Here is a 22,851-nt window from a genome sequence, read left to right as displayed (position 1 = left end):
CCGGAGTATTGTGCCGTGTTACGGAACGACGTACCGTGATATGGCATGCGGGAGCTTAGGGTCCCGCTGCGGAAGGAGTCAATGGATGCAGAACGTCCTCAATGCGCTCCGGGCCCTGGAGGAGGTCGCCACCCGGCAGCCGGTCGGCGTCACGGACCTGGCCAAGGCCCTGCGGCTGCCCAAGAGTTCGGTGCAGCGCACGCTGGTCACCCTGCACACCGCCGGCTGGATCCGCCCCGCCGGCGATGGCGCCACCCGGTGGGTGGTCACCACCAAGGCGCTGCATGTGGGGCGGCAGGCCACCAGTGAGCTGGGGCTGCGGGACGTCGCCGTTCCGGTGATGGAGGAACTGCGCCGGCAAACCGATGAGACGGTCCATCTGGCGGTGCCGGAGGGAGGCAGGGCCGTGCTGATCGAACGGCTGGAGACCACCCAACCCGTACGCATCGTCCTGCCGTTGGGCCAGAATCTCCCCCTGCACGCCTCCTCGAACGGCAAGGCCGTGCTGGCCGCCGGCCCGGCCGAGGCGGTCGAGCGGTATATCGCCCAGGGGCTGCCACGGTTCACCGACAGCACGATCACCGATCCACAGCGGCTGCGGGCCGAACTGGCCGTCACCCGGGCACGGGGCTACGCGGTCAACAGCGGGGAGTGGCGCAGCGATGTGTCGGCGGTCGCGGCGGCGGTCGTGGCGGATTCCGGACTGCCGGTGGCCGGCCTCAGCGTCAATGTGCCCACCAGCCGGATGACCGATGCCTCGCGTTCGGCGTTCGGCGCCCTGGCCGTGGAGGCGGCGAAGACGCTCGGTGCCGCCCTGTCGCACCGGTGACCGCCGGGCCGGACCTCTTGACGCCGGCGGGAGAGCCGCCCATGCTGCCGGATACCGAAAATGAGCTTTCGGATCGCGGAATTTCCGCGTGCTCGCTCATGGACGGATGGAGCACTCCTGCACCGGTCTCCACGGGCCGGAGAAAGCGAGACTCATCCGTGTACCGCCAAGCTCCCGACCCTCTTGGGCATCCGGCCCTCACCGCACTGCTCGCCGCCCTGCCCCTGCTGGTGCTCCTGACCCTGCTCGGCGTCGTACGGGCCAAGTCGCACTGGGCCGCGCTCGGCGGGCTCGCCTCCGCCGCGCTGGTCGCCGTCACCGTCTACCGGATGCCCTGGTCCCAGGTCGCCGACGGTGCGGCCGAGGGAGCGGCCTTCGGACTGTTCCCCATCGTCTGGATCGTGGTCAACGCCGTATGGATCAACAAACTGCAGCGTGCCACCGGGCATTTCGACATCGTCGGCAGGGCCTTCTCCTCGCTGTCGAACGACATCCGCGTCCAGGCCATCCTGATCGCCTACTGCTTCGGCGCCCTGGTCGAGGCCCTCTCCGGGTTCGGCACTCCCATCGCGATCACCTCACTGCTGCTGCTGGCCCTCGGGCTGCCGCCGTTGAAGGCCGCCACGGTCGCCACCTTCGCCAACACCGCACCCGCGGCCTTCGGTTCGGTGGGCAATCCCATCCAGGCGCTGTCCAAGGCCACCTCCTGCCCCGCGGCCGACCTCGGTGCCATGGTCGGCCGGCAGTCCGCGATCATCGCGGCCCTGGTGCCCTTGGTGCTGCTGCTGATGCTGGACGGCCGCAAGGGGCTGCGGGAAGCCTGGCCCGCCGCGCTGGCCGCGGGAGCGGGATTCGGCGCCGGCCAGTTCCTGTGCTCCAACTACTTCGCCTATCAGCTCACCGATGTCATCGCGGCCTTGTCCTCGACCGCCGCCCTGGTCCTCCTCCTGCGCCGGTGGGCCCCGCGGCGTCCGGACGGCGCCGCTGTTCCGCCGCCGGCCCGGGTGCCGGACCCCTGGCGCGAGATCGTCAGGGCCTTCTCCCCCTACGCGGTGCTCACCGCGCTATTCGCCCTGGCGTACTACCGTGGCCCGGTATCACGGTTCGTCAACCGCCAGAGCATCTCGTTCACTTGGCCGGGGCTGCGGGTGACCGATGCATCCGGCCGTCCCGCCACGGTGGCCACCTTCGACTTTGGCTGGTTCGGCGCCGCGGGCACCCTGCTGCTGGTCACCGGCGTACTCACGGCGGTCATTCTGCGGGTACCCGCCCGCGGCGCCGTGCGCTGCTATGGCGAGACGCTGCACCAGCTCCGCCGGGCGGCGCTCGCCATCAGCTGTGTCCTCGCCCTCTCCTACGTCATGAATCTCTCCGGGATGGCATTCTCGCTGGGCACCTGGCTCGCCGGAATCGGCAGCGCCTTCGCGGTGCTCTCCGGCTTCCTCGGCTGGTTCGGAGTGGCTCTGACCGGCTCGGACACCTCCTCCAACGCGCTGTTCGGGGCAATGCAGGTCTCCGCCGCCCGGCACTCGGGCATCTCGCCACTGCTGATGGCCGCCACCAACAGCACGGGCGGAGTCCAGGGCAAGGCGGCGGCCATGCAGAACCTCGTCATCGCGGCGAGCGCCCTGGGCATATCCGGACGGGAGGGCGAACTGCTCCGCAAGGTCATCGGCTGGAGCCTCGGAGTACTCGCCGTGCTGTGCCTCCTGGCCTGGCTCCAGTCCACCCCGGCCCTGGGCTGGATGGTCCCGGACGGCTGACCTCCGGGGCGCCGGGGGTCAGAGCCGGTTCATCCGGCTGTACGGGCTGATGATCCGGGTCTGGTGGGAGCCGAAGTCGACGAGCATCGCGATGCCGTCCTCGACCCCGATGATCTTGCCGAGTCCGTACTGATCGTGTGAGACCCGGTCTCCCAGGCTGAAGTGCTTGGCCGACGGAGCGGCCGGGGCTTCGAAGGGACTGGTGGGCAGGTGGCGCCGAGGCGTGGATGGTTTCGTCATCGTGCAGCCAGTATGCGCCCGCGGACGCATGATCGGTCAGCCCGCGAGCAAGGCGATAGTCATCGAGACCGGCGCCGGGGCTTGCCGCGCCCGCCGCTCTTGGGACCGCCGGAACGGCTCCGAGGGCTCTTGCCGGCCGCTCTGCCGGCCGCGGGCTTCCGCTGGGCGCCGCCCGGGTCGGGGCGCTTGCCCTTGGGCTGGGCCGGGGCCGGGGGGCGACCGCGTGAGCTGTTGACGGTCCGCCCCCGGACGATCCCGATGAACTGCTCCACCAGGTCGGTGGTCCGCTCCTGCGGCCAGGACAGGGCGACGCGCGACTCGGGGGCGCCCAGGACCGGCCGGTAGGTGAGGTCCTTGCGGTGATGCAGGCGGGCGAGCGACTGCGGAACCACCAGCAGTCCCACCCCCGCCGCCACCAGTTCGACGGCGGCCGCCGTCGTGGTGGGACGCTCGACCGCGGGCTGCCCCGGCCGGGACTCCCAGTCGAGGACGTCGTCGAGGGGATGCAGCACGATGTCGTCGGCGAGATCCTCGGCGGACACCTCGTCGACCGCCGCCACGGCATGGTCCTTCGGGACCACGACCACCGTCGTCTCGGTGTAGAGGGGGATCGCGCTGAGATCCGCCCGGTCCACCGGCAGCCGTACGAAACCGGCGTCGGCGCCGCCGCCCCGCAGCAGGTCACACGCTCCGGCGGCGGGCACCGTGACGAGGGTCAGCGGGACTTCGGGCAGCCGCTCGTTCCAGATCCGCACCCACTTGGTGGGCGTCACCCCCGGGACATAGGCGAGCCGGAACAAAGGGGATACTTCCGAGCCTGTCACTCCGCCAGGCTACCGGTCACGGCCGGCGGTGGCGCACGCACGCTCGATATACCCTTGACATCATGACGTCGCACCAGACCACCCAGACGATGAAGCCCGCGACCGCGGCGAAGAAGCTGGGTGTGTACCTCGAGGCCACCCCCGCCGAGTTCCGGGAGGGTGTCGTCTCGCGGGCCGAGTTGAACGCGCTGCAGACCGATCCGCCCCAGTGGCTGCTGGAGCTGCGCCGCAACGGCCCGCACCCCCGGCCGGTGGTCGCGGCGAAGCTGGGCGTCTCCATCTCGGGGCTCGCGCGTGGCGGGGTCACCGAGGCGCTCACCACGGAGCAGATCGACGCGCTGAAGACGGACAGTCCCGAGTGGCTGCAGCGGGAACGCGCCACCCAGGCCGAGGTCCGCAAGGAAGCGGTGCGCATCAAGGAGAAGAACGCGGCGCGGGACGACCAGGTCCGCTGACACCGTCCCCGGCCGCCCTCCCGCCATCAGCACCGGGCCGCGGTACGGACCCGTCGGGTACGGCGCCAGGCCCATCCGGCGAGCAGCGGTGTGACCACTCCTGCCGCGGCGAACACCGACGCCAGCAGCAGCCGGCCGATGACGCCGGACGAGCCGACCGCCGGCGAGACGACCGCGGGGCCGATGGCCTGGACCGCGGCTTCGCCGGTGGCCGCCGCGCCTTGATAGGCGCCGGTCTGCCGGGAATCCATCAGCGCGACGGACAGGCCCCACCGGGCACCGACGAAGTAGAGCTCGCCCCCGACATGGACCAGGCCGGCCACCACGACCAGCAGGGACGCCAGGGCCGCGCCCGGCCGGCTCGCCGCGCCTGCCGGCGGTGCGCCGGGTCACCGGGACCTGAAAGGCCGCCACACAGGCCGAGGTGAGCCCGTCGAGGGCCAGGGCACCGGTGTGACCGCCCGCCGGTCGCACGACAGCACGGCGGCCCCATGCCCGCGCCGACGGCATAGCCGATGCGCTGCACCGCCCGGACCCGGGCCAGCAGGGTCAACTGCCCGACAGCCGGGTCATGGTGCGACGAGGAGAAGGTGGCAGGGGCGTGCTCACTCGGTGCGGTCGTCGGCGACGCTCCGGTTCCCCTGCCCGCACCAGGCACAGTCGGGGTTCCGGGTGAACTCGTCGGGCGAAGTCGCATAGGACTGCAGGGAGATGTTGAGCCGCTTGCCGACGAGGCCCGGCTCGGTATAGCCGGTGGCCAGCCTGAGCGCCTCATTGGCGGCCAGGCCCGCGATGGCGCTGAGCGACGGCGCGCTCTGCCAGGCATTGACCTTCCGGATCGGCGATGCCCGCACATTGGTCTTGCGCAGCGCGGATGTCGTTTCGCTGCCACCCCACCAGAGCTTCTGCATCTGCGGGCGCACACAGCGCAGACAAGGGCCGGTCCCGTCATTGGGATACAGCGGACCGACGGCGATGTCGAAGGGATCGCCCGCGATCTCGATGATGGGGATGCGGTGCTCGAAGGCGACTCGGTGAATGATCTCCTCGGCCGTCCTCTTGACGAAATAGACGAAGCCCGGTTCGCCCCGGGTCTCATAGGCGGAGAACTGGAGTTGCTGCCGGTCGTAGCGTTCGAACTCGGCACTGCTCAGGACCGAGGATTCGCGCGCCCCGTCATCCAGCAGCCGGGCTTCCGCTTTTCTTGTCGGTTTCCTACTCGGCGTCCGCCAGTTCGCGAGCCTCGTAGTACATCTGGAATTCCTCGGCGACCAGCGCGACCCGCTCTTCGAGCGCCTCAAGTTCGATGTTGACGGCCACTTCCGGGCACCTCCTCTGTCGCTGTCCATGCTTCACCTGATTCGCGAGCACGCGCACCACGGGTTTTTGATGTGATTCACATCACGTTATGCAGGAGTGTGTCGCAAAGGTTTGCGCAATGCCTATACAGGCTGGTTTCGGCCAGGTAGGTTGCCGTGCACCGGCCAGGTCGAAGGCGATCTGCGCCGTGGAAGGGAGCGGATCATGAGACATCGGCGTCTGTGTGTTCCCGCCAGAGCGTCGGTCATCGCCGTGACGGGCCTGGCCCTGCTGGCGGTTGGCTGCACCTCCACCAGGAGTGGCGGATCCGGCGGTGGCCAGGGCTCGGGCGGCAAGGTGGCCGTCGGGCTGGTGACCAAGACCAACAGCAACCCCTACTTCGTCAAGCTGCGTGAGTCGGCCAAAAACGAGGCGGACAAACGCGGGGTCGAACTGATCGCGCTGGCGGGCAAGTTCGACGGCGACAACCAGGGCCAGGTCGATGCGATCAACAACCTGGTGGCGCAGAACGTCAAGGGCATCCTGATCACCCCCAGCAACTCGCAGGGTGTCCTGGGTGCCATCAAGGCGGCCCGCGCCAAAGGCGTCGTGGTGATCGCCCTGGACACGGCGACCGAGCCGCCGGACGCGGTGGACGCCACCTTCGCCACCGACAACAAGGCCGCCGGCGTCACCCAGGGCAAGTACGTCAAGGCCGCGCTGGGGCAGCGCGAGCCCCAGGTGATGCTGCTGGACGGCACGCCCGGTTCAACGGTGGACGACCTGCGCCACAAGGGCTTCCTGGAGGGCTTCGGGCTGGACGGGAAGTCGCCTCGGATCAAGGGCACCGCCGTCACCAACGGCGATCAGACCAAGGCGCAGACGGCGATGGAGAACCTGCTGCAGCGCAATCCCGACGCCAACGCCGTCTACACCATCAATGAGCCCGCCGCCGCAGGCGCCGCCCAGGCGGTGGGCGGGAAAAAGGGTGTGGTGATCGGTTCGATCGACGGCTCCTGCACGGGCGTGCGCAATGTCCAAGGCGGCAAGTTCGCCGCGACCGTGATGCAATTCCCGCAGAAAATGGCGCAGATGGGCGTCGACGCGGTCGCCGACTACGCCAAGAGCGGCACCAAGCCCAAGGGGTTCATCGACACCGGCTCCCAGCTGATCACCGACAAGCCTGCCGATGGCGTGGCGTCCAAGGACACCGCCTGGGGCCTGAAGAACTGCTGGGGCTGAGACCGTGACCGCCACCCAGACATCCCCTGCCGTCGGAGTCCTCCCCGGCAGGACCGGGGCGAAGAACGCCCTCTCCCGTGCGCTGGCCCATACGACGGCCGGCCCGCTGGCCGCGCTGATCGTGGCGGTGGCCGTGTTCGCACTGACCACCGACACCTTCTTCACCCTCGACAACGGGTCGCTGATCGTTGAGCAGTTCCTGGTCATCGGCACCCTCGCCCTGGGACAGACCCTCATCATCCTGACCTCGGGCATCGACCTGGCCAACGCCGCCACCATGGTGCTGGGCACCCTCATCATCGCCAAACTGGGCCAGAACTCCCTGCCGGGAGGCCTTGCCCTGGTCGCCGGAATCCTCCTGTGCACGGCCATCGGAGCGCTGTCCGGAACACTGGTGACCCGCCTTCGGCTGCCTCCGTTCATTGTCACCCTCGGCGTGCTCAGCGTGCTGACGGCCACCAGCCAACTGTTCGCCAACGGCGAGAGCTTCGCCGTTCCCTCCGGGGTGCTGACGTTCCTGGGCGAGCGCTCCTACCTCTTCGGACGGATCGAAGTCACCTATGGCATGGGAGCGATGCTCATCCTCGCCGTGGGCCTGTGGTTCCTGCTCACCCAGACCTCCTGGGGACGCAATGTCTACGCCATCGGAGACGAAGAGGAATCGGCCCGGCTCACCGGCGTCAACACCCGGCGCACCCTGCTCAGCGTGTATGTCCTGGCCGGATTCGTCTACGCCATCGCCGCCTGGCAGGCTCTCGGCCGCATCCCCAACGCCGACCCGAACGCCTTCCAGACCGGCAACCTCGACAGCATCACCGCCGTCGTCATCGGCGGCACCAGCCTCTTCGGCGGCCGCGGCGGCATCCCCGGCACCGTGCTCGGCGCCCTGGTCGTCACCGTGCTGGCCAATGGACTGACCCAGGCCGGCATCGACAGCCTCTACCAGCAGGTCGCCACCGGCATTCTCGTCATCGCCGCCGTCGCCGTCGACCGTGTCGTCCGCAGGAGGGCCACATGAACCACCAGCCGGACACGACACCGAAGCCGCCCGCCGAACACGGCACCGAGGTGGTGATGCGCGCCGGTGGACTCGTCAAGCGCTACGGCAACGTCGTGGCGATCCGCGAATCCGACTTCGAGGTCCGGGCCGGCGAGGTCCTGGCCGTCGTCGGCGACAACGGCGCCGGCAAGTCCAGCCTCATCAAGGCCCTCACCGGCGCCCTCATCCCCGACGCCGGAACCATCGAACTGGACGGAAAACCCGTCCACTTCCACGGCCCCCGCGACGCACGCGCCGCGGGCATCGAGACCGTCTACCAGACCCTCGCCGTCGCCCCGCAGATGGACATCGCCACCAACCTCTTCCTGGGCCGCCCCCTGCGCCGGCCCGGTGCGCTCGGCTCCGTGCTGCGCATGCTCGACCACAAGGGCATGCGCACCCGGGCCGCCGAACAGCTCGACCAGCTCGGCATCGCCACCATCCAGGACATCACCCAGCTCGTCGGCACCCTCTCCGGCGGCCAACGACAGGCCGTGGCCGTCGCCCGGGCCGCCATGTTCGGCACCCGCATGATCATCATGGACGAGCCGACGGCCGCCCTGGGCGTGCGCGAATCCCGCCAAGTCCTGGATCTCATCGCCCGCATCCGTGACCGGGGAGTCCCCGTCGTGCTCATCAGCCACGACATGCCCCAGGTCTTCGAGATCGCCGACCGCATCCATGTCCACCGGCTCGGACGGCGCACCGCCCTCGTCGACCCCAAGGCATGCTCGATGACGGAGGTCGTGGGACTGATGACCGGCGCGCTGCAGATGAACGAGGACGGCACGCTGCGCGAGAGCACCGTGCGATCCATGGCGGAGGACGAGAGCGCTCCGCACGACACCGCGGAGCTGTCCCGATGACCATCAGCGACAACAACCGGCTCGCCCAGGCGGGCACCCCGTGCGCGGCGACGCTCTATGCGCAGCCCTCGCTGGACACGCTCACCCGGCGCGCCCTGGACCTGGCCCGCGCCCGGCGCGTACTCCTGGGCATCGTCGGGGAGCCCGGGGCGGGCAAGTCCACCCTCGCCCAGCAGCTCCTGGCCGGAGTGGAAGCCCAACAGCCGGGGCTGGCCGTGGCGGTGTCGATGGACGGTTTCCACCTGGCCCAGAAGGTGATCGACGCCCGAGGGCAGGGGGCCAGCAAGGGGGCGATCGACACCTTTGACGCCCATGGCTTCCTCGCCCTGCTCCAGCGCACCCGCCAGGAACCGACACACAGCGTCTGGTGGCCCGAATTCCGGCGCGACCTCGAAGAACCCGTGGCCGGAGCGATCGAAGTCGCCCCGCAGCACCGCCTGGTCATCGTCGACGGCAACTTCCTGCTCTCCACCCGGCAGCCCTGGGAGCAGGTCAAGAGCCAACTCGCCGAAGCCTGGTTCCTCGACGCCGCACCGCAGGCCCGGCAGGAGCGGCTCATCCGCCGCTACATCAGCTATGGCTTCACCCCCGAGGCCGCCCACGCCAAGGCCTGCGGCGTCGACGAACGCACCAGCGCCCTGATCCGGAGCACCGCCTCCCGCGCCGACCTCACCCTCGGCGAAGCCCGAAACACAGCCCGATAAGATCCGGACATGCCAGGCAGAGCACCCCGACAGACGCCCACCATGTCCGATGTCGCCCGGCGGGCGGGGGTGTCCGTCTCCACCGTCTCTCATGTGCTCAACAAAACCAGGCCCGTTGCCGCCGCAACGGCACGCAGTGTCCTGGACGCCGTCGCCGCCGTCGGATACGTCCCCGACGCCGTCGCCCGCGCCCTGGACAACACCGGCTACGGCACCATAGGCCTGGCCATGTCCGCCCTGTCCAATCCCTACTTCAGCAATGTCGTCCACGGCATCGACCGCCATGCGTCCGCCGCCGGGTACTCCCTGCTCCTCGCCGACACCCATGACGAACGCGACGCGGAGATCAAAGCCGTCAGCGAACTCCTGCGCCGCAGGGTCAGCGCCATCCTCCTGGCCCCCTCCGGAGACGGGGCGCAGGCCATCCGCTACGCCGGCCAGGTCGACATCCCCGTCGTCGTCATCGACCGCTTTGTCACCGCGGCCGTCGACCAGATCGCCGTGGACAACACCGAACCCACCGCGGCCCTCGTCGACCACCTCGCCTCCATCGGGCACACCCGCATCGCCGTGATCACCGGACGCGAAGGGCTCACCACCACCGGCGAACGCCGGCTCGGCTATCAACTGGGCCTGCGCCGCAACGGCATCGACGCCGTTCCCCACTACGAAGTCAGCGGCGACTCCAGCGAAGAAGGCGCCCACACCGCGGTCAACCGGCTCCTTGCCCTGCCCGAACCCCCCACCGCGCTCGTCGCCGGGAACAACCGCATGACGATCGGCGCCATGCGCGCCCTGCGCGCCGCCGGTGTCAGCATCCCCCGGGACATGGCCCTGGTCTCCTTCGACGACTTCGAATGGGCCGACCTCTTCCACCCCCGGCTCACCGCCATCGCCCAGCCCGCCCTGTCCATCGGCGAACAAGCCGTCTCCATGGCCCTGTCCAGGCTCGGCACCCCCAGCCTGCCGCCGCGCAAAATCACCATCAACCCGACGTTCGTCCACCGCGAATCCTGTGGCTGTCCCGCCTGAGAACCACAGACCGGGCGGGCTCGTCAGCGGATGCCGTCTCCCCGCAGGGGAAAGCGCAGCCGGAAGCGCGCCCCGCCGCCCGGTGCCTGTTCGGCGGTGAGTTCGGCATTGTGGGCGCGGGCGATCTGGCGGGCCATTTGGACAGCAGCCGGGCCGGCCCCCCGGCCGCTACCGGGTGTGAGCGGTCAGAGCCGCTCGAATCCCCGTACCCGCTCCCAGTCGGTGACCGCGCTCTCGAACGACTCCAGCTCGGCCCTGGCCGCTCGCGCGAGATGGCCCACCACGTCCTGGCCGAAGGCCTTCGCGGCGATGTCGCTGTTCTCCCACCGGTGCAGCGCCGCGGTGAGCGTGGCGGGCAGCCGGGGCACGGAGGGGTCGGCCAGGGCATTGGAGCCGTGCGGGGCCGGCAGCGGCAGCTCGTTCTCGATGCCGTACAGGCCGGCCGCCACCGCGGCGGCCACCGCCAGATAGGGGTTGGCGTCGCCACCGGGCACCCGGTGCTCGATGCGCAGGGAGTGCCCGTCGCCGACGACCCGCACGGGGCAGGTGCGGTTGTCGCGGCCCCACCCGATCCCGGTCGGGGCGAACGCTCCGGGGCGAAGCCGCTTATAGGAGTTGATGTTGGGGGCCATCAGCAGGGTGAAGTCGGCCAGACAGGCCAGCTGCCCGGCGATGAAGTGCCGCATGAGGCCGGACATGCCGTCGTCGGCCGCCGGGTCGGCGAGGACGGCCGAGCCGTCGGTACCGCGCAACGACAGGTGGATATGGCAGGAATTGCCCTCACCCTCGTCGAACTTGGGCATAAAGGTGACGGCGCGTCCCTCCCCGGCGGCCAGCTGCTTGACGCCGTTCTTGAAGAACACATGGTTGTCGCAGGTCTTCATCGCCTCGTCATAGCGGAAGACGATCTCGTACTGCCCGGGGTGGACCTCTCCCCGCGCGGTCTCCATCCGCAGCCCCGCCCGGGCCATCTCCCGGCGGATGCGGCGGAGCAGCGGCTCCATGTCGTGCAAACCCTGGAGGGAGTAGTCGACGTTGTAGCGGGTTGCGGTCTCCAGGCCGTGGTAGCGGCGCTCCCAGGCCTGTCGGTACGAGTCGCCGAAGGCCAGGAACTCCAGCTCGGTCCCGGCGAAGGCGGTCAGGCCGTGCGCCGCGAGCCGGTCGAGCTGCTCGCGCAGGATCCGGCGGGGTGCGACCCGCACCGGCTCTCCGCCCGGCCAGGTGGCGTCGGCCAGGACCAGGGCGGTGCCGGGGTCCCAGCCGGGAAGGCGCACGGTGTCCGGGTCGGGGCGGAGGAGGAAGTCGCCGAAGCCGGTGTTCCAGGCGTCGATGGCGTAGCCGGGGCCGGTCTCCATCTCGACGTCCGTCGCCAGCAGGTAGACGCAGGCGCTGAAGCCCTGCTCGGCCGCCTCGTCGAGGAAGTGGGCCGCCGACAGCCGGCTGCCCTGCAGCCGGCCCTGGAGGTCGGGCACCGCGACGATGACCTCCTCCAGGCGTCCGGCCTCGGCTTCGGCGCGCAGCTGCGCGTAGCGGGACTCGTGAGGGGAGTGGGGCATGGTCACTTCTGATCCTCGGGGGAGACGGCGGCGAGCGGGTTGGTGATCCGGCCGTGCACGACGTCAAAGCCCTCGTCGCGCTCGGAGCGGTCGTGGAAGCCGCCGCCCAGCAGCTGCTCCCGGTTGAGGGCGACCCGGTCGAAATCGGGTGCCAGCAGGCCGAAGTCCGCGAAGCGGTCGCCGAGTTCGGGGAAGCGGTCGTGGTAACGGCCGATCTCCGTGCGGACCATGGACCAGAAGGTGTCCTCCGGGATGTCCAGATGCTCGGCGAGCAGCGGGGCGAAGAACCGGAAGTGCCCCGCGAAGACGGCGCTGAGCAGGGAGTGGGCCAGCTCGTGGGCGGGCCAGCGCAGCAGGACGCGATCGGCGCGCTCGGACAGCGCGGCGTACTGGGGGTGGTCGCCGGGCAGCAGGTTGACGTCCTCGGCGAAGTCCTTGACGGCGATGCCGATGGGGTTGTCCTCGGCGTCGTACAGGACGACGGTGTTCTCGCCGTGCGGGCAGAAGGCCACGCCATAGCGGTAGAGGTGGTGCAGCAGCCCGGGCAGCAGCGCCGACAGGAAGGCGGCCAGCCACTCCTGCGGCCGCCGGCCGGAGCGGCCCACCAGCTCGGTGACCAGGGCCCGGCCGTCGGAGCCGACCTTCAGCAGGGCGGCCATGGTGCGGGCCCGCTCCCCTTCGCCGAGCAGGGCGCCCACCGGCTCGCGCCAGACCGCGCCGAGCAGTTCGTGATAGCGGTAGGGCGCGTCCTCGACCGACTCGTACAGCGGGTGGCTCACGGATACGGCGGCGACCTCGCCGAGCGGGTGGAAGCGCAGTTCGTCGCGGAGGTAGGGGTCGTCGGCGCGCAGGCCGTGGAGCCAGGAGCTGACGTCCGGGGCGGCGTGCGTGGGCTCCGTCGAAAGGCCGCGCCACACCAGGGTGTTGCGGATGAGGAGGGGCACCTTGACATTGCGCCGGTGCGGGTGGTCGAGGTTGGCGAGGGTGCGGATCGACTGGAGCGGGCGGTAGCGGTCCGGGCTCTCGCCGAGCCTGACGATCCGGCCCTCGGCGAGGTACGGGGCGAACAGGGTCTCCACGGCCTCGTCCCAGTGGAAGGGGTGGACGGGCAGCCAGGCGAAATCGGAGGCCGGGTACGGGCCTTCCGCGCACGCCTTCTCCAGCACGCCGGTGAAGCGGTCGCGGACCGCGTCGTCCAGCTCCTCGCTCAGCAGCGTCCGGGCGTCGAGTCCCGGAACGCCCGAGTACGCGGCGAGGCCACGGTGCACGGCCGCCCAGATCAGGCGGACGGCACCGGCGGTCTCGGGGGAGTAGGCCGTCGAGTCGGCGGCGGAGAAGCCGAGGCGGCCCTTGTTGAGCAGCATGCACGGATGCCCGTCCTGGTGTGCCTCCAGGCCCAGATGGTCCAGGTCGGCCAGGGCGGACGCGGGCAGCGCGCGGGAGAGCGACTCGGCGTCGACACGCCGGGTGGCGGTCAGCTCGCGCAGCACCTCGGCGGTGGTGGGGCCGTCCCAGCCGAGCACGGCCCGGGCGTCGAGCAGGAAGCGCTCCGGCCCCGCCGCACCATCCTCGGGAGCCGGGTGGCGTACGGGCGCGGCGGCCAGCCGCCAGGTTCCGAAGGTGCCGCGTGCGGCGCGGAACGTCCAGTGGACACCGTCGGCGAAGTCCAGGCGGTAGGCGCCGGCACCGGCCGTCCGGTCCGGCTCGGGGGTCAGCAGCTCCTCGTAGGCGAATTCCTCGACGGCCTTGACCAGCAGTCGGCGTCCTGCCTCGGCCCAGGTGTCTCGGGTGGCGTTCATCGGTCGTACTCCTTGGCGGGGACAGTGACGGGGACGGGTGGTTCGGCGGGGGCGGATGGTTCGGCGGGGGCCGGCGCGGTGGCCGGCCGGGCCGTGGCGGTCGCGGTCGCGGCCTTGGGCAGGGAGGCCGCGGCGACGCACCCCAGGGCCACCGCGGCGATCGTCAGGGGGAGAGCGAGGTCGTGGGAGACGGCGGCCGCGGAGACCAGGGGAGCGGCGAGCAGGCCGGCCGATCGCACGGTCTCCACGGCGGTGAACGCGGGCCCGGCCGTGCCCGTGGAGGTGAACATCCGCATTTCCACCGCCACTTGGGCCAGTCCCAGCCCCAGGCCTGCCAGCATCCGGCCGCACACCAGCGCCGGCAGCCCGTCGGCCGTGTACTGCCAGCCGAACCCGGCCGCGCACACCACGGCCGCCACCGGCAGCAGCCGGTGACCGAACCGGTCATGGCACCAGCGAGCGGCCGGCAGCACCGTCAGCGCGGCCACGCTGGGCAGGAAGAACAGCACGGCACCGCCGGCGGACCCGCTGCCCAGCCCCTCGGCGAACTCGGTGAAGAACGGACGGGCCACCGCGACGGCGAAGTCGAAGGCGACGCCGATCACGGCGGCCTGCGCCAGCAGCAGCCACCACCGGCGCCCGCGTGTCTGCCGCGCGGGGACGGCGGCGGGCTTCCTCCGGGCCGGCGGCAGCCTGCGCAGGACGCGCACGATCAGCACGGCCAGGACCACGTCGACCACCGCGAACGCCGAGACACCCAGCCGGGGATCGGGCAGGGCGAGCACGCCCGCCCCCACCAGGGTGGCCGCCACCGCCGCCACATGGAAGACGAGGACGATGGAGCGCACGGCGGCCAGTTCGGCGTGCTCGGCGTCGTGCTGCCCCCCGGCCGCCTTGCGGGTGTGCTCGGCGATGAAGGCCGGATAGGCCAGCAGCAGCGCGGCGTTGGCGGCCACCGAGGCCGCCGACAGGGCGGTGAAGGCGGCGTAGCCGGGGGCGAAGCCCAGCAGGACATCCACCACGGCCGCCGAGCACAGCCCGGTCACCACCAGCTGGTGCAGCGGGCGGTGGCGGGCCGCCAGTCCCCACAGCGGCAGCGCGATCAGCCCGACGATCCGGCAGACCCACAGATACAGGCCCGTGGCCCCGGGGTCGTCGATGCCATAGAGGCGCTCGAGCAGCTGGGGCAGGAAGGGGGCGAGCGCGGTCTCGGCGATGAGATAGAGCGCGATCACCGCGATCAGGACGGCCCGCAGCGGCAGCCGCGACCGCTCGGGGGCCGCTTGCGCGGCCTGCCGGACTGCGGTCACCGGTACGTCCCGATGGGGTCCTGACGAGGCGCCCCGGCGGGCGGCTCCGCGCTCTCCGGCGCACCGAAGGTCGTCCAGGCGGCCCGCTCGGGGACGGGCAGCACGGCCCGCCCGCAGACCGCATTGAGGATCTTCGCCGCGCGCCAGGCGCCCAGCGTGAGATCCGGGGCGCCCACGCCATGCGTGTGCATCTCGGCATTCTGGACGTAGAGCGTGCCGCCGACGCGCGGGTCGAGAGCGACCCGGTATTCGCCGTCGACCCGGTAGCGCTGCCGGTCGTCCCAGTCCACCAGGTCGCTCATGGTGTCCAGGAACGCCGGGCGGGTGGCCGCGTAGCCGGTGGCGGCGACGATCGCGGAGGTGCGGAAGGTGAACTCGCCGTCCTGCCGGCCGTGTCGGCAGGTCAGCAGATAGCCGTCGCCGTCCGGGCGGACGGCGTGCAGCTCGACGCCGGGGTGCAGGTCCGCGCGGGGACGGCCGCCGCCGATGGTCCGCTCGTACAGCTCGTCGTGGATCTCGCCGAGCGTCTCGGAGCTGACGCCCTTGTAGAGCTGCCACTGTTCGCGCACCAGGTGTTCGCGGCGCTCCTCGGGCAGGGCGCGGAAGTAGCGGATGTAGTCGGGGGTGAAGTGCTCGAGGCCGATCTTGGAGTACTCCATCGGTGCGAACGCGGGAGTACGGGCCAGCCAGCGGGTGAACGGCCCGCCCCGGCCCTGGCCGTCCTGCCGGCGGATGAGGTCCAGCACGACCTCGGCGCCGGACTGCCCGGCCCCGATGACGGTGACGTCCTCGGCGCCGGCCAGGGACTCCCGGTGGGTGCGGTAGTCGGCGCTGTGCAGCACCCTGCCCCGGTGTCCGTCCGTCAGCAGCGGCCGCAGCGGTTCGGGCACCACGGGGTTGGTGCCGACGCCGAGGACGACCTGGCGGGCCAGCACCCGGGTTGCGGTGCCGTCGGCACCGCGGTGGCTCACCGCGAAGGCACCGGACGCCCGGTCCCAGTCGACGGTGGTGACCTCGGCGTCGAACCGGCAGGAGGGAAGCCGTTCGGCGACCCAGCGGCAGTAGTGGTCGTACTCGCGGCGCGGGATGAGGAAGCGCTCGGAGAAGAAGAAGGGGAACATCCGGTCGTGGGACCGCAGGTAGTTCAGATATGACCAGGGGCTGGTGGGGTCGGCCATGGTCACCAGGTCGGCGAGGAAGGGCACTTGGAGGGTGGTGCCCTCCATGAGCAGACCGGGATGCCAGGAGAAGGCCGGCTTGGCGTCCAGGAACAGGGCGTTCAGGTCCGGCACGCCGTCCGCGAGGGCGGCCAGCGACAGGTTGAACGGGCCGACGCCGACACCGACGAGGTCATAGGGGGTGTGCGCGTTCAACGCCGGGCCTCCGCGAGGGGATTGGGAAGGTCGATGTAGACGGACTGGGTGTGTACGTCGCCGACGAGTTCGTCGAGCCCGTCCACGCAGGTGAGGTAGTTGCCCTTGCAGCGCAGCACCGGTGCGTCCAGGAGCAGGTCCAGCAGCGTCCTGGCGCCGGGCTCGGTGGCGCGCAGCCGCTCCAGCCGGGCGCCGAGGACGCGCAGCAGGGCGTGCTCCTCGGCCAGCCCCTGGGCGCCCATCGAACCGATGAGGCCGAACAGGTTGCCGATCCCGAGGTAGTAGCCGACCCGTTCGTCGACGAAGGCGTCGTCGAAGACGAGTTCCACGCCGTCCGTGACCCCGGGCAGCAGCCGCTCGATCTCGGCGGCCCGGGACCGGGCGAGGTAGTAGCCCTGGCTGTCGCGGTACCAGCCGGCCAGCGGCAGGCCGTCCTCGCCGAGGGCGACCAGGGTGTTCTGGTGGTGCGGTTCGAGCGCGATGCCATAGCGTGCCTGGAGCCGGATGAGGGGTACCGCGAGGACCTCGAGGTAGCGCTCCAGCCAGCGGGCGGCCGCTTCGGCGACGGTCACGCCGTGCGAGCGGGCGGCGCGTGCCACGGCCTCGGCGAGCAGCGAGCGGTGGCGCGGGGCGGTTCCGTCGCCGGGGCCGGTGCGCTCGGCCAGCAGGCCGGCCACGCACAGTCCTTCGCGGGCGCCGCCACGGAACGGGTTGTCGCGGATGGCGGTCTCAAGTCCGGTTTCCGCGCCGGAGGTTCCGGCGGAGACCCAGGCGAAGTCCCGCAGGACCGTGAAGCGAGGGTGCTCGGCGCGCAGCCAGTCGGCCGGTCCGGCGGCGAGCAGCCGGGCGGCGCCCAGGCCCAGGCGCAGCTCGCCGCGCAGGTTGTTGCGCCGGGAGTTGGTGATGCGCATGCCGAGCGACAGCTTCAGCATCACCTCGGCGTCCGGGCGGTGCACGGTGCGCACCGAGGACGTCGGGTGCCAGGGGGCGCCGCCGGGGCCGAGGGGAATCAGCAGCCCGTCGTCGACCAGCTTTCGGACCTCCGGCCGGTTGAGGACCTCCCGGGCCTGCCAGGGGTGGGCCGGCAGCGGAACGGTTCCGGCCGGCCGGTCGACGCCCTCGGCCAGCGGGCCCAGCAGCTCGGTGACCGGTCGGCCGTTCCAGCTCTCCCCGGCCACGATGCCGGGGTGGGCGGCGAACCAGTGCAGCGGGAAGGAGCCGCGCAACTCCGGTGAGTATGCCGCCAGTTCGGACTCGGTGGCCTCCTCCCGGCTCTTGGGCGCCGGGTGGAAGGGGTGGCCCAGCAGGAGGGCCTGCTCGGCGTCGAGGAAGGGAGTCGCTCCCGCGGAGCCCGGGGGCTCGGTGCGGCGCGCGGTCAGATGGGCGGCGATGCGGGCGGCGGAGTTGAGGACCCGGCCGGCGGCGTCCGAGCCCAGATGGGCCGGGTGGCCACGGCCGGTGGTGGACTCCCGGATCGCCGCCGAGGCCACCAGCGTGACATCGGCGGGCGGCGGGACGGCCCGGCCGGTACCGAGGACGGCCGGATCGCCGAAACGGTGCCGGCCGGTGGCGGAGCGGTAGCGCACCGGAACGCTGAGCCGCAGCCCGCTGGCGGGCAGCTCGAGCGTCAACTCCCGGCCGCTGTGCGGGACGTCGGTGGCCGTCTCCCGGACATAGGCGCGCAGCAGGGTCTCGGTGGCGGCCGAGTCGGCGGCCCGCGCCGGGTCGGGGTGGTCCAGAGGGTCCGGCCCGGTCGGCGCGGGCGGGTCGGGGGTGAGGGTCATCGGGGACTCCGGTGCGAGGTCGGGCTCAGAGCAGGACGCGGTCGGCGACGGGGTGGCCGAGGAAGGAGTGCATGGCGAACTCCCAGCCGTAGGAGCCCGCGCAGGGGAAGACGGCAATGTCACCGGCGCGCACCCGGTCGATGCGCACATCCCGCAGCAGGGTGTCCTCGGGGGTGCACAGCTCGCCGACGAAGGTGACGCGGGTGCCGGCGGCGGAGGGGCGTGGGCAGTCCTCCGGCCAGTGCTCGACGGGCAGTACCGCGACGTTGTGCACGATGTCCCAGGACGTGGGGAGCTGGAAGTGGTTGATGCCGCCGCGCAGTGCCACGAACGACTGCCCGTAGGAGTGCTTGACGTCCGTGACCTCGGCCGCGTACCAGCCGCAGTCGGCGACGAGGAAACGCCCGGGCTCCAGAGCCACCTTCACTCCGGCCGGGGGCTCGACGGCGGCCACCAGCTCACCGAAGCGGGCCACGTCGAAGGGTTTCTCGCCCTCGAAGGCGACCCCGATGCCGCCTCCGACGTCGATATGGCGCAGGTCGATGCCGTGTTCGGCGGCGGTGGTCCCGCTCCACTCCACGCACCAGCGCAGATATGCCGCGTGGGTCTCGGCGTCGAGGTTGTTGGAGGCCGCGTGGATATGGAAGCCGATGAGGTCGATCCCCGGCAGCCGCCGGGCGATGCGCACCGCTTCGGCGACATCCGGCTCGGCGACGCCGAACTGTGAGGGCTCGCCGCCCATCCGGAGCGACCCGGTGACCGGGATCGCGGCCGGGTTGACGCGCAGCGCGACCCGGGCGGTGGTGCCGCGTTCCCGGGCGATGCGACTGATGCGGTGCAGTTCGAGGGGGCTCTCGGCGTTGATGGCCTCGACGCCCGCCTCGACCAGACCGGTCAGCACGGGAACGGACTTGGCCGGTCCGGCGGCGACGACCGGTGCCGGTCCGGAGGCGGCCGGCTTCGCGGTGGTGGCGAGGGCGAGTTCGGAGAGCGAGGCGACCTCGAAGCCGTCGACATGCGGGGCGAGGGCGTGCACGATGCCGGGGAAGGAGTTGGCCTTGACGGCGTAGTAGACCGCTGCCCAGCCGGGCAGGGCGGTGCGCAGCTCGCGGGCGCGGCCGGCGGCTATGCCGCCGTCGTAGAGATAGGCCGCCACCGGGGTGGTGGTCCCGGCGAGTTCGAGAAGGTAGCGCTGCACCCGCGCGGGCAGGACGTCCTGCGGGTGGGCGGAGCGGGGCGCCGCGGACGGCGGGAGTTCGATGGACACGTCGGCTGCCTTGCTGAGGATGAAGAGGGAAGGGGTTGTTCGGCGCGGAGTCGAGGTCAGTCCCGGCGCAGCGGGCGTACGACCATGGTGTGCGGGCGCCAGCCGGGGTAGGGCTCCATGGTGCCGACCGGGGTGAATCCATAGGCGGCGTACCGGTCCAGGACGACGCTGTTGCCATCGGCGATCAGGGCGGCGGCCCGTTCTTCGGCCCGCCGCGAGAGGAAGGCCTCGACGAGCGTCCGCCCGACGCTGCCGCGGCGCCAGCGGACGCCGACGAGGAGTTCGCACAGGCCCACCGTCCGTCCGGGGTGCTCGCGGGTGAACTCCGGTTCCGGCGCCGGGCTCAGCCCTTCCCACCAGAGGGAGTCCTCCGGCAGGCGGTAGCCGTAGAGATATCCGGCGACCTCGTCGCCGTTGAAGGCCGCGACGAGCTCGAAGCCGGGCCGTGCGCAGTGTCGTGCCAGCCGTTCGGCGATCGGTGGGTCACTGTGGTCGCCGAGATCCAGCGCATCGGCGTAGACGTCCTCATAGGCACGGGCCCACCGGGCCAGCCGTGCCCTGGCCGCGGGGCCGTCGAAGCGCTCGATGCGCAGACCGGCCAGGGCCGTTGCGGCGCCGGTGGCGGGGAGGGCGGTCATCGGCCCGCTCTTTCCGCGGCGCTCTCGGCCCGCTCGGCCACGAGCTTGAGGAGCCCGTCCAGATCCGCCGCGGTGGTGCGCGGGTGCAGCAGGGTCGCCTTCAGCCACAGCCGTCGGCGGCCGTCCGGGTCCTCGGCCACGGCCCGGCCGAGCACCGCGCGGCCCTCGGCGAGCAGCTCCCGCCTGATGGCCGCGACCAGCTCGTCGCCCTCCTCGCCGGGCAGTCCGTCGGCGGCCACCGGCCGGAAGAGGACGGTGCTGATGCCCGGCTCTCCGGCCCGGCGGCGCAGCGCGGGGTGCTCATCGACGGCCCGGGCCAGCCCGGCCGCCGCCTCGACGCAGTGCTCCACGATGCCGCCCAGACCCCGGCGCCCGAGCGCGCGCAGCGTTGCCGCGATCTTCAGTACGTCGGGGCGGCGCGAGGTGCGGATCGAGCGGCCGAGCAGGTCGGGCAGCCCGGCTTCGGTGTCGTCGTCGGCGTTGAGGTAGTCGGCGGTCAGCGACAGCGGCTCCAGCGTGGCCGGTTCGGCGACGGCCAGCACACCGGCCGCGACCGGCTGCCAGCCCAGCTTGTGCAGGTCGTAGGTGACGGACACCGCGTGCTCGATGCCGCTCAGCCGGGGGGCGAGCCGCTCGCTGAACAGCAGGGGACCGCCATAGGCCGCGTCCACATGGAGCTGGGCACCGTAGGTGCGGGCCACGTCGGCGAGTTCGGGCAGCGGATCGATCAGCCCCTCGTCGGTGGTGCCGGCCGTGGCGACCACCAGGGCGGGTACCGCGGGGCATTCGATCAGCGCCCGGTCCAGTGCCGCCGGGCTCATCCGGCCGCCCGGGCAGTCGACGACCAGCGGGGCCGGGAGGCCGAGCAGCCATGCGGCCCGGCGCACGCTGTGGTGGGCGTTGGCCCCGGTCAGCACCTGTACCGTGCGGGCGCCGGCGGCCCGGGCCCGCTCCCTGGCGAGCAGCAGCGCGACCAGGTTCGACTCGGTGCCGCCGCTGGTGATGACGGCGTCCGGGGCCGGGCGGTGCGGGTAGACGAGCCGGGCGAGCGCGGCGGTGACCTCCTCCTCGATGACCGCGGCGGCGGGCGCCTGGTCCCAGGAGTCCATCGAGGGGTTGAGCGCGGAGGCGACCAGGTCCGCCGCGGCGGCGACGGCCAGCGGCGGACAGTGCAGATGGGCCACGCAGTAGGGGTCCGAAGGGTCGGCGGCACCCGCGGCGGCGGCCCGCGCCACGTTGTACACGGCGTCCTCCGCGCCCACGCCCGCATCGGGCAGGACCGGGGAGCACAGTTCACGGGTGCGTGCGGCGACCGCCTGCGGGCCGCCCTCGGGCAGCGGCCCGCTCCGGGCGGCGGCACCGTCGGCGAGCCCGTCGAGGGCGATGGAGGTCAGCCGCCGCAGGGCGTGCGGATCCGCGGGCCCGGCGACGGCGTCGGCCGGGCAGAGGGCGTTGCTCATGCGGCACGCCCCACGGCTATGGCGGACAGGGCGTCGGCGATGCGGTCCAGCACGGAGTCGGCCTGCTCATCGGTGAGCACCAGCGGGGGCAGCAGGCGCAGCACATTGTCACCGCGTCCGCCGAGTTCGAGGATGAGGCCGCGGTCCAGGCAGGCGGCCTGCAGGGTGCGGGCGAACTCCGGGTCGCCGGGGCGGGATCCGAGCCGGTCGGGCCGGGCGGCGGGGTCGACCAGCTCGGCGCCGATCATCAGGCCCCGGCCGCGCACCTCGGCGATCTGCGGGTGGCCGAGGGCCAGTTCGCGCAGGCCGGTGCCGATGCGCTCGCCCAGCTTCCGGGCGCGCTCGGCCAGTTGCTGCTCGGCGATGGTCCGCAGGGTGGTCTCACCGGCGACCATGGCCAGGGTGTTGCCCCGGAATGTTCCGGTGTGGTCGCCGGGCTGCCAGGTGTCCAGATCGGGCCGGTAGGCGATGAGGGCCAGCGGGAGCCCGCCGCCCACGGCCTTGGAGGTGACCAGGACGTCGGGGGTGACGCCCGCGCGTTCGCAGGCCCAGAAGTCACCGGTGCGTCCGATGCCCGTCTGCACCTCGTCGATGATCAGCAGCACATCGTGCTCGGCGGTGATCCGGCGCATCTCGCGCAACCAGGCGTCGGGGCCGGCCACGACGCCTCCCTCGCCCTGGATCACCTCGAGGATGACGGCGGCGGGCTTGGCGACGCCGCTGCTGGGGTCGGTGATGAAGCTCTCCATCAGCCGGGCGGAGAGCTCGCCCGCCTGTTCCGCGCCGACGCCGAACGGGCAGCGGTAGCCGTAGGGATAGGGGAGCCGGGTCACGGGCTGGGCCTCGGCCGGTCCGAACTCGGCGGCGCCGTGCCGCATCCGGCCGGGTCCGGAGACGGAGGAGGCGCCGAGCGTCATGCCGTGATAGGCGCCGGTGAAGGCGAAGATGCCCTGGCGGCCGGTGGCGCTGCGGGCCAGTTTGAGCGCGGCCTCCACGGCATCGGTGCCGGCGGGGCTGCAGAAGTGCAGCTTGGCCTGGTTGTTGAGCGTCCCCGGCAGTCTCTTGAGCAGTTCCTCGCTGAAGGAGTCCTTCTGCGGGGTGATCATGTCCAGGGCGTGCAGCGGGGCGCCGGAACCGAGCACGGCCTGCAACGCGGCGGTCACCTCCGGGTGGTTGTGGCCGAGGGCCAGCGTTCCCGCACCGGAGAGGCAGTCGAGGTAGGTCTTGCCGTCCGCTCCGGTCACCTGGGCGCCGGCCGCGCTGACGGGCGCCACCGGGATGGTCCGGGCGTAGGTGCGGGCGGCGGACTCACGTTGCGCCTGTCGGTCGAGGAGGCGAGCACGCAGCATGGTGGGATCCTTCGGTCACGAG

21 protein-coding genes are annotated in these 22,851 nt (G+C 71.9%); 8 read left to right on the top strand and 13 right to left on the bottom strand.

Translation table 11 applies throughout. The annotated features are described in order from the left end of the window. Window positions 1-85 precede the first annotated feature (85 nt). Window positions 86-829 carry an IclR family transcriptional regulator gene (locus ABCR83_RS15505; protein ID WP_462695581.1) on the top strand — a complete coding sequence of 248 codons (744 nt, stop codon included), beginning with the start codon at window positions 86-88 and terminating at the stop codon, window positions 827-829. Between the two features lie 158 nt (window positions 830-987). Then, complete coding sequence (locus ABCR83_RS15500) at window positions 988-2,592, top strand: L-lactate permease (protein ID WP_462695580.1); 1,605 nt, start codon at window positions 988-990, stop codon at window positions 2,590-2,592. Window positions 2,593-2,610: 18 nt separating this feature from the next. Here ABCR83_RS15500 and ABCR83_RS15495 read toward each other — a convergent pair whose 3' ends face one another. Beyond that, window positions 2,611-2,832: a hypothetical protein gene (locus ABCR83_RS15495; RefSeq protein ID WP_462695579.1), complete on the bottom strand. Its 222-nt coding sequence runs from the start codon at window positions 2,830-2,832 to the stop codon at window positions 2,611-2,613. Between the two features lie 59 nt (window positions 2,833-2,891). Continuing rightward, the gene (locus ABCR83_RS15490; RefSeq protein WP_462695578.1) at window positions 2,892-3,656 is read right to left on the bottom strand and encodes a LysR family substrate-binding domain-containing protein; all 765 of its coding nucleotides are present in this window, start codon (window positions 3,654-3,656) and stop codon (window positions 2,892-2,894) included. Between the two features lie 62 nt (window positions 3,657-3,718). Here ABCR83_RS15490 and ABCR83_RS15485 point away from each other — a divergent pair, with 62 nt between their 5' ends. Beyond that, entirely contained in the window at window positions 3,719-4,111 is a 393-nt protein-coding gene (locus ABCR83_RS15485) for a DUF5997 family protein (RefSeq protein WP_462695577.1), read from the top strand. 26 nt (window positions 4,112-4,137) lie between these two features. On the opposite strand, the gene ABCR83_RS15480 is transcribed toward ABCR83_RS15485, so the two are convergent. Both ABCR83_RS15480 and ABCR83_RS15475 read right to left on the bottom strand, forming a co-directional pair. Next, window positions 4,138-4,437 (bottom strand): hypothetical protein, encoded by a 300-nt coding sequence (locus tag ABCR83_RS15480; RefSeq protein ID WP_462695576.1) that lies wholly within the window; start codon window positions 4,435-4,437, stop codon window positions 4,138-4,140. A 279-nt stretch (window positions 4,438-4,716) separates the two neighbouring features. Beyond that, window positions 4,717-5,412: a ThiF family adenylyltransferase gene (locus ABCR83_RS15475; RefSeq protein ID WP_462695575.1), complete on the bottom strand. Its 696-nt coding sequence runs from the start codon at window positions 5,410-5,412 to the stop codon at window positions 4,717-4,719. Window positions 5,413-5,635: 223 nt separating this feature from the next. Here ABCR83_RS15475 and ABCR83_RS15470 point away from each other — a divergent pair, with 223 nt between their 5' ends. Genes ABCR83_RS15470 through ABCR83_RS15450 form a run of 5 tightly spaced genes read left to right on the top strand, consistent with a single transcriptional unit; the run spans window position 5,636 to window position 10,293 of the window. Then, complete coding sequence (locus ABCR83_RS15470) at window positions 5,636-6,652, top strand: substrate-binding domain-containing protein (RefSeq protein ID WP_462695574.1); 1,017 nt, start codon at window positions 5,636-5,638, stop codon at window positions 6,650-6,652. Between the two features lie 4 nt (window positions 6,653-6,656). Beyond that, window positions 6,657-7,670, top strand: coding sequence for an ABC transporter permease (locus ABCR83_RS15465; RefSeq protein WP_462695573.1), 1,014 nt, complete (start codon window positions 6,657-6,659; stop codon window positions 7,668-7,670). Next, complete coding sequence (locus ABCR83_RS15460) at window positions 7,667-8,557, top strand: ATP-binding cassette domain-containing protein (RefSeq protein WP_462695572.1); 891 nt, start codon at window positions 7,667-7,669, stop codon at window positions 8,555-8,557. The genes ABCR83_RS15465 and ABCR83_RS15460 overlap by 4 nt, the downstream gene beginning before the upstream one ends. Further along, window positions 8,554-9,261: a nucleoside/nucleotide kinase family protein gene (locus tag ABCR83_RS15455; protein WP_462695571.1), complete on the top strand. Its 708-nt coding sequence runs from the start codon at window positions 8,554-8,556 to the stop codon at window positions 9,259-9,261. The genes ABCR83_RS15460 and ABCR83_RS15455 overlap by 4 nt, the downstream gene beginning before the upstream one ends. Window positions 9,262-9,270: 9 nt before the next feature. Next, window positions 9,271-10,293, top strand: a complete 1,023-nt coding sequence (locus ABCR83_RS15450; protein WP_462695570.1) for a LacI family DNA-binding transcriptional regulator — start codon at window positions 9,271-9,273, stop codon at window positions 10,291-10,293. A gap of 185 nt (window positions 10,294-10,478) precedes the next feature. Here the strand turns inward: ABCR83_RS15450 and ABCR83_RS15445 are convergent, their stop codons facing one another. The 9 genes from ABCR83_RS15445 to ABCR83_RS15405 are packed head-to-tail and all read right to left on the bottom strand — an operon-like array spanning window position 10,479 to window position 22,829. Continuing rightward, on the bottom strand, window positions 10,479-11,849 hold the full coding sequence (locus tag ABCR83_RS15445) for a glutamine synthetase family protein (RefSeq protein ID WP_462695569.1): 1,371 nt from the start codon (window positions 11,847-11,849) through the stop codon (window positions 10,479-10,481). Window positions 11,850-11,851: 2 nt separating this feature from the next. Further along, window positions 11,852-13,648: an IucA/IucC family protein gene (locus ABCR83_RS15440; protein WP_462695568.1), complete on the bottom strand. Its 1,797-nt coding sequence runs from the start codon at window positions 13,646-13,648 to the stop codon at window positions 11,852-11,854. Continuing rightward, window positions 13,645-14,958 carry an MFS transporter gene (locus tag ABCR83_RS15435; protein WP_462695567.1) on the bottom strand — a complete coding sequence of 438 codons (1,314 nt, stop codon included), beginning with the start codon at window positions 14,956-14,958 and terminating at the stop codon, window positions 13,645-13,647. Before ABCR83_RS15435 ends, ABCR83_RS15440 begins: the two co-directional genes overlap by 4 nt. Beyond that, window positions 14,955-16,331 (bottom strand): lysine N(6)-hydroxylase/L-ornithine N(5)-oxygenase family protein, encoded by a 1,377-nt coding sequence (locus ABCR83_RS15430; protein ID WP_462695566.1) that lies wholly within the window; start codon window positions 16,329-16,331, stop codon window positions 14,955-14,957. Before ABCR83_RS15430 ends, ABCR83_RS15435 begins: the two co-directional genes overlap by 4 nt. After that, the gene (locus ABCR83_RS15425) at window positions 16,328-18,115 is read right to left on the bottom strand and encodes an IucA/IucC family protein (protein ID WP_462695565.1); all 1,788 of its coding nucleotides are present in this window, start codon (window positions 18,113-18,115) and stop codon (window positions 16,328-16,330) included. The genes ABCR83_RS15430 and ABCR83_RS15425 overlap by 4 nt, the downstream gene beginning before the upstream one ends. Window positions 18,116-18,140: 25 nt before the next feature. After that, the gene (locus tag ABCR83_RS15420; RefSeq protein WP_462695564.1) at window positions 18,141-19,382 is read right to left on the bottom strand and encodes an alanine racemase; all 1,242 of its coding nucleotides are present in this window, start codon (window positions 19,380-19,382) and stop codon (window positions 18,141-18,143) included. A gap of 56 nt (window positions 19,383-19,438) precedes the next feature. Further along, the gene (locus ABCR83_RS15415) at window positions 19,439-20,020 is read right to left on the bottom strand and encodes a GNAT family N-acetyltransferase (RefSeq protein ID WP_462695563.1); all 582 of its coding nucleotides are present in this window, start codon (window positions 20,018-20,020) and stop codon (window positions 19,439-19,441) included. Continuing rightward, window positions 20,017-21,480: a pyridoxal phosphate-dependent decarboxylase family protein gene (locus tag ABCR83_RS15410; RefSeq protein ID WP_462695562.1), complete on the bottom strand. Its 1,464-nt coding sequence runs from the start codon at window positions 21,478-21,480 to the stop codon at window positions 20,017-20,019. The genes ABCR83_RS15415 and ABCR83_RS15410 overlap by 4 nt, the downstream gene beginning before the upstream one ends. Then, a complete protein-coding gene (locus tag ABCR83_RS15405; RefSeq protein WP_462695561.1) occupies window positions 21,477-22,829 on the bottom strand; it encodes a diaminobutyrate--2-oxoglutarate transaminase family protein in 1,353 nt (450 codons plus the stop codon). Before ABCR83_RS15405 ends, ABCR83_RS15410 begins: the two co-directional genes overlap by 4 nt. Window positions 22,830-22,851 lie beyond the last annotated feature (22 nt).

Source organism: Streptomyces xingningensis (genome assembly GCF_054957865.1).
Note: the sequence above shows the minus strand (reverse complement) of the source record. Positions and strands in the feature narration are given on the sequence as shown.

What these genes read in the sequence shown, in the direction of transcription:
- ABCR83_RS15470 (WP_462695574.1), top strand. Translation starts at nt 5,636, where the DNA reads ATGAGACATCGGCGTCTGTGTGTTCCCGCCAGAGCGTCGGTCATCGCC.
- ABCR83_RS15455 (WP_462695571.1), top strand. Translation starts at nt 8,554, where the DNA reads ATGACCATCAGCGACAACAACCGGCTCGCCCAGGCGGGCACCCCGTGC.
- ABCR83_RS15440 (WP_462695568.1), bottom strand. Translation starts at nt 13,648, where the DNA reads ATGAACGCCACCCGAGACACCTGGGCCGAGGCAGGACGCCGACTGCTG.
- ABCR83_RS15405 (WP_462695561.1), bottom strand. Translation starts at nt 22,829, where the DNA reads ATGCTGCGTGCTCGCCTCCTCGACCGACAGGCGCAACGTGAGTCCGCC.
- ABCR83_RS15460 (WP_462695572.1), top strand. Translation starts at nt 7,667, where the DNA reads ATGAACCACCAGCCGGACACGACACCGAAGCCGCCCGCCGAACACGGC.
- ABCR83_RS15410 (WP_462695562.1), bottom strand. Translation starts at nt 21,480, where the DNA reads ATGAGCAACGCCCTCTGCCCGGCCGACGCCGTCGCCGGGCCCGCGGAT.
- ABCR83_RS15450 (WP_462695570.1), top strand. Translation starts at nt 9,271, where the DNA reads ATGCCAGGCAGAGCACCCCGACAGACGCCCACCATGTCCGATGTCGCC.
- ABCR83_RS15445 (WP_462695569.1), bottom strand. Translation starts at nt 11,849, where the DNA reads ATGCCCCACTCCCCTCACGAGTCCCGCTACGCGCAGCTGCGCGCCGAA.
- ABCR83_RS15485 (WP_462695577.1), top strand. Translation starts at nt 3,719, where the DNA reads ATGACGTCGCACCAGACCACCCAGACGATGAAGCCCGCGACCGCGGCG.
- ABCR83_RS15495 (WP_462695579.1), bottom strand. Translation starts at nt 2,832, where the DNA reads ATGACGAAACCATCCACGCCTCGGCGCCACCTGCCCACCAGTCCCTTC.
- ABCR83_RS15425 (WP_462695565.1), bottom strand. Translation starts at nt 18,115, where the DNA reads ATGACCCTCACCCCCGACCCGCCCGCGCCGACCGGGCCGGACCCTCTG.
- ABCR83_RS15415 (WP_462695563.1), bottom strand. Translation starts at nt 20,020, where the DNA reads ATGACCGCCCTCCCCGCCACCGGCGCCGCAACGGCCCTGGCCGGTCTG.
- ABCR83_RS15505 (WP_462695581.1), top strand. Translation starts at nt 86, where the DNA reads ATGCAGAACGTCCTCAATGCGCTCCGGGCCCTGGAGGAGGTCGCCACC.